At 39.5% G+C, this 4,037-nt stretch carries 7 protein-coding genes; 6 read left to right on the forward strand and 1 reads right to left on the reverse strand.

The genetic code is table 11. From position 1 onward, the window contains the following. The 4 genes from ACFIJW_RS00795 to ACFIJW_RS00810 form a co-directional block, all read left to right on the forward strand. The coding region (locus ACFIJW_RS00795; RefSeq protein ID WP_375632836.1) for a DnaB-like helicase C-terminal domain-containing protein at nt 1-330 on the forward strand (330 nt) is incomplete at its 5' end. 103 nt (nt 331-433) lie between these two features. After that, on the forward strand, nt 434-874 hold the full coding sequence (ssb, locus tag ACFIJW_RS00800) for a single-stranded DNA-binding protein (protein ID WP_375632838.1): 441 nt from the start codon (nt 434-436) through the stop codon (nt 872-874). A gap of 15 nt (nt 875-889) precedes the next feature. Then, nucleotides 890-1,243 (forward strand): hypothetical protein, encoded by a 354-nt coding sequence (locus ACFIJW_RS00805; protein WP_375613771.1) that lies wholly within the window; start codon nt 890-892, stop codon nt 1,241-1,243. After that, complete coding sequence (locus ACFIJW_RS00810) at nt 1,212-1,754, forward strand: hypothetical protein (protein ID WP_375632840.1); 543 nt, start codon at nt 1,212-1,214, stop codon at nt 1,752-1,754. The genes ACFIJW_RS00805 and ACFIJW_RS00810 overlap by 32 nt, the downstream gene beginning before the upstream one ends. Here the strand turns inward: ACFIJW_RS00810 and ACFIJW_RS00815 are convergent. Continuing rightward, nucleotides 1,740-2,462: a hypothetical protein gene (locus tag ACFIJW_RS00815; protein ID WP_375612629.1), complete on the reverse strand. Its 723-nt coding sequence runs from the start codon at nt 2,460-2,462 to the stop codon at nt 1,740-1,742. The genes ACFIJW_RS00810 and ACFIJW_RS00815 overlap by 15 nt on opposite strands. Before the next feature lie 206 nt (nt 2,463-2,668). On the opposite strand from ACFIJW_RS00815, the gene ACFIJW_RS00820 reads away from it, so the two are divergent. Both ACFIJW_RS00820 and ACFIJW_RS00825 read left to right on the forward strand, forming a co-directional pair. After that, complete coding sequence (locus ACFIJW_RS00820; protein ID WP_375632841.1) at nt 2,669-3,001, forward strand: hypothetical protein; 333 nt, start codon at nt 2,669-2,671, stop codon at nt 2,999-3,001. Further along, nucleotides 2,982-4,037 (forward strand): PBSX family phage terminase large subunit (locus ACFIJW_RS00825; protein ID WP_375632843.1); only part of this gene is annotated, 1,056 nt, incomplete at its 3' end. The genes ACFIJW_RS00820 and ACFIJW_RS00825, both read left to right, overlap by 20 nt.

Raw genomic sequence — 4,037 nt, forward strand, 5'->3', positions numbered from 1 at the left:
GCAAAAGAACTCAATATTCCCATCATTGCTCTGTCACAACTTTCGCGTCAAGTTGAAAACCGAACCGATAAACGTCCACAATTATCCGATTTACGTGAATCTGGTTCAATCGAGCAAGATGCCGACATTGTTCTGTTTGTTTATCGTGAAGAATACTATCTCAAAAATGAAGAACCAAAAGAAGGCACTGCTGAGTATAGCAAGTGGCAAGAGGCAATGGAGCAAGCCAAGGGTAAAGCCGAGGTTATTATAGCAAAACAACGCCATGGTCCGACAGGAATCGTTCCCCTTGCCTTTCAATCCGATTTTACACGCTTTAGTGATTTATAACATAATGTAACACTTTAAATAATTGTTATTAGACAACTGAAAACATTGTAAAAACACATAAAACATGTTATGATCTTTACATCATTTAATGGGACTTACAAACATGCTTAATAAAGTGATTTTAATTGGTCATTTAGGTGCCAATCCAGAAAGCAAAACAATGTCATCTGGCATCGAGGTGGTCAATTTTCGAATGGCAACGTCTGAGAGCTATACAGACAAGGCAACCAATAAAAGAATAGACAAAACCGAATGGCATTCCATTGTGGTGTTTAATCCACACTTGGCAAAAATAGCACTCCAGTATCTGAATAAAGGCAGCAAAGTTTATATCGAGGGGCGACTACAAACCCGTAAATGGCAAGATAAAAACGGTGTTGATCGCTATGTAACAGAAGTCATATTGCCTCAGTACAAAGGCGAGTTAAAGCTTTTAGATGGCAAAAATGATGATAATCAAGAGCAGTCATCTCCTTATGACAGAAGCTTTCACAAGCCTCTTGATACATCTCATACCGTTATGAATGATAGCGTTCCTTTTTAAACAGAAGGTGCTTTAATGGATAGTAAAAAGAAGTCTAGGGTTAGTACAGAAGAATCTGAACCCGTTTATATGCTTACAGAGAATGATATAGAGCTGTTAAGAGATTGTATGTCATCTACATCAATGAGTTATTACAGTATAGTGATGGGTGCTTTATTGAGTACACTTTTCATTCTGCTCTTAAAACTTTCTTGGGATCAAAGTCACTTAAAACTTAAGTTAGGTGTTGCTGCTGTAATATGCATTTTAGTGGTTTTATTGTTCTTTTTAAATCGAATTTCATGGTCAAGATCAGAGAGAATTTGGCAAGATATTAAACAGACATCTGAGGACATAAGTGAAAAAAAACAAAAAGAGGGGACGCCCTAAAATAGCAGGGCAGCTAAGAGAACCAAACGGACGTATATCACGTGCAAAAGCACCGCGTGAAGCCGTTGATAAATTGGCAATAGAGATACGTGCAAAGCGCTTCGGTTTAACGCTACAGGAGGCAAAAAATCCACTTTCTGGTACTTATATAGGGCGACTTTGTTTAAAAGGCGTGCTTACTCAAGAGCAATATGATGCCGCGCAACAATATCTACAAGTAAGAAACGATTACCTTTGTGCAAAGGGCTTGCCTAATGCGATTTATGACGAAATGCCATCATCTACTGATGACAAAGCAAGAGATAAATGGGTAGCATTTGCAACAGAGCAGTTTATAAACACGCAAGAGGCACTAAAAGAAGCCCAATGCCTCTATAGACAGTATAATCTTCATGCTGCGCTACAGTACCTCGTGATAGAAGATCAAATGTTACCACATCTTGTGAATTCGCTGCGTGTTGCTCTTAATGTGCTTCATAAGTATTTAATCGCTAGTTTAAAAAATTTTTAAATATCGCTTCCATTTTTCAAAAGAGCCATATCTTACTGGGGGTCTTATATCTTCTTTGGGCATCATTTCTCTATATACACTTATAGCAATAGAGCACATATTCACTGTATTTTGTAAACGAACGCTTTCGTGTCCTAGTATCATATGCTCTGTACGAATAGTTTGTTCTTTTCTGCTAATGCCATTTGGAGAATTCAAAAATTTTTCTGCGTATTCAAACATTGGATCATTAAAATGTGTTTCAAATTTTGCTTTAAATAAAATAGTTTCTATAGTATCCCAGTCATTAAAAATACTACCGTATTTCTTAAGTTTTGTTTGCAAGTCGTTAAAGGTAAGTGTGGGCATACTTTTATCACCTTGTAATAAATCAGCAAAACGACCACAAAAAACAAGCACTATGTGATAATGTTTTAAAATATTAAATTCCGGAGGATTGCTAGGTAGTGTTATTAAATGCTTCCAAAATGGACTTTTGTCATTGGGGATGTCTACAGTACTTCCCATAAATGTTTTTAAATACTCCACCGATTCTTTTGCCTTTGCTAATTTTTGATGATATTCTGAGTTTTGATAATTTTCACTTACATATTTTTCGTAAAGTTTATCGTATTGTTCTAAACTATCTACACTAGTGTATCTTGATAACACTGATATCGAAAAGAAAGCTATAAATATTACTATGAGCGTTATGGATAGTGACTTCATTATTTAATCCTTAAATTATAATAATTAACACTACCTAACCGATTCTTTTCAAATGTATCAATATGTGTTATTTTTGTGTTGACAAAGTGTAGCAAATCGTATTTAATGACATTGCTGTACTTAGGCGTATTGTGTCTAGAGAGGGAAATGTACAGTTCAAAATCCCCGCAAATGCGGGGTTTTTTATTATCTGGAGGGCGTATTTTATGACATCACAAAATACACAGCAGGCTCCACAACCCATTAAAAAGCGTATACCCCCAAAGGCAGGTCAAGGGCGTGTCAAAGGCGTTCCGAATAAGATGACGCGCATTTTAAAAGAAGCAGTGGTTAAGGCTGCTGAGAATGCTGGGAATAAAATTGGCAAGGATGGTTTGATCTCTTATTTGGAAAAGCAGGCTATGGAATGCCCCGCTGCTTATTTAGCGTTGCTTGGTAAGGTGTTGCCTTTACAGGTAACAGGTGAAGATGGGGGAGCCATTAAGGTGATAACGCGTGTAGAAATCGCGCCTTTGGTCAATGACGACACGACAGATTAATATTGTTCCAAAGCTTATACCGATTTTTACAGATAAGGCTTTGGTGCGTGCTGCTTGGGGTGGACGAGGGTCTGGAAAGACAAGATCATTTGCCTTGATGGCTGCTTTAAAAGGCTATCAATTTGGTATGCAAGGGATATCGGGCACTATACTTTGTGCACGTCAGTTTCAGAATTCTTTGGCAGAAAGTTCATTGGAGGAGATTAAGCGCGCCATTGAAGCGCACGACTTTTTAAAGGACTATTACAAGGTTGGGGAGTCGTCGATTAAGTCGATAGATGGTCGTATAGCCTTTCAGTTTTCTGGTCTGGACCGCAATATAGCCAGTATCAAGTCTATGGGGCGGATTTTGCTTTGTTGGGTTGATGAGGCAGAGCCCGTTACAGAGACGGCTTGGCAGACGCTTATACCGACTTTGCGAGAAGAAGGAAAAGATTGGAATGCAGAATTATGGGTGACATGGAACCCGTTGCGAGAGAATGCCCCCGTTGAGAAGCGGTTTCGCTTTTCAGACAATGAGGCAATCAAACGTGTTGAGATTAACTGGTCAGACAACCCGAAGTTTCCCAAGATCTTGAATGAAGCGCGATTGGATGATCTGAGAAATCGTCCAGAGACCTATAAGCATATCTGGGAAGGGGCTTATCTTACAGCGGTTCAAGGCGCTTATTATCAAAAGGAAATGTTGGCAGCCGAGCAGGAGGGGCGGATAGGGCGCGTTGCGCGTGATCCTTTAATGCAAATACGCGCCTTTTGGGATATTGGGGGCACGGGTGCTAAGGCAGATGCCACAGCGATATGGATAGCGCAATTTGTTGGCAGAGAGATCAGAGTGCTTGATTATTACGAAGCACAAGGACAGCCGTTATCCGAACATATAGGTTGGTTGCGTCAAAATGGTTATGAGAAGGCATTGATGGTTTTGCCTCATGACGGTGCGACCAGAGACCGTGTACACAATGTGAGTTTTGAGAGCGCTCTTAAACAGGCAGGCTTTCAAACAAAAGTTATCCCTAATCAGGGAGCAGGAGCTGTT

This window comes from Bartonella sp. MM97QHHN (assembly GCF_042194285.1).
Lineage (GTDB): Bacteria > Pseudomonadota > Alphaproteobacteria > Rhizobiales > Rhizobiaceae > Bartonella.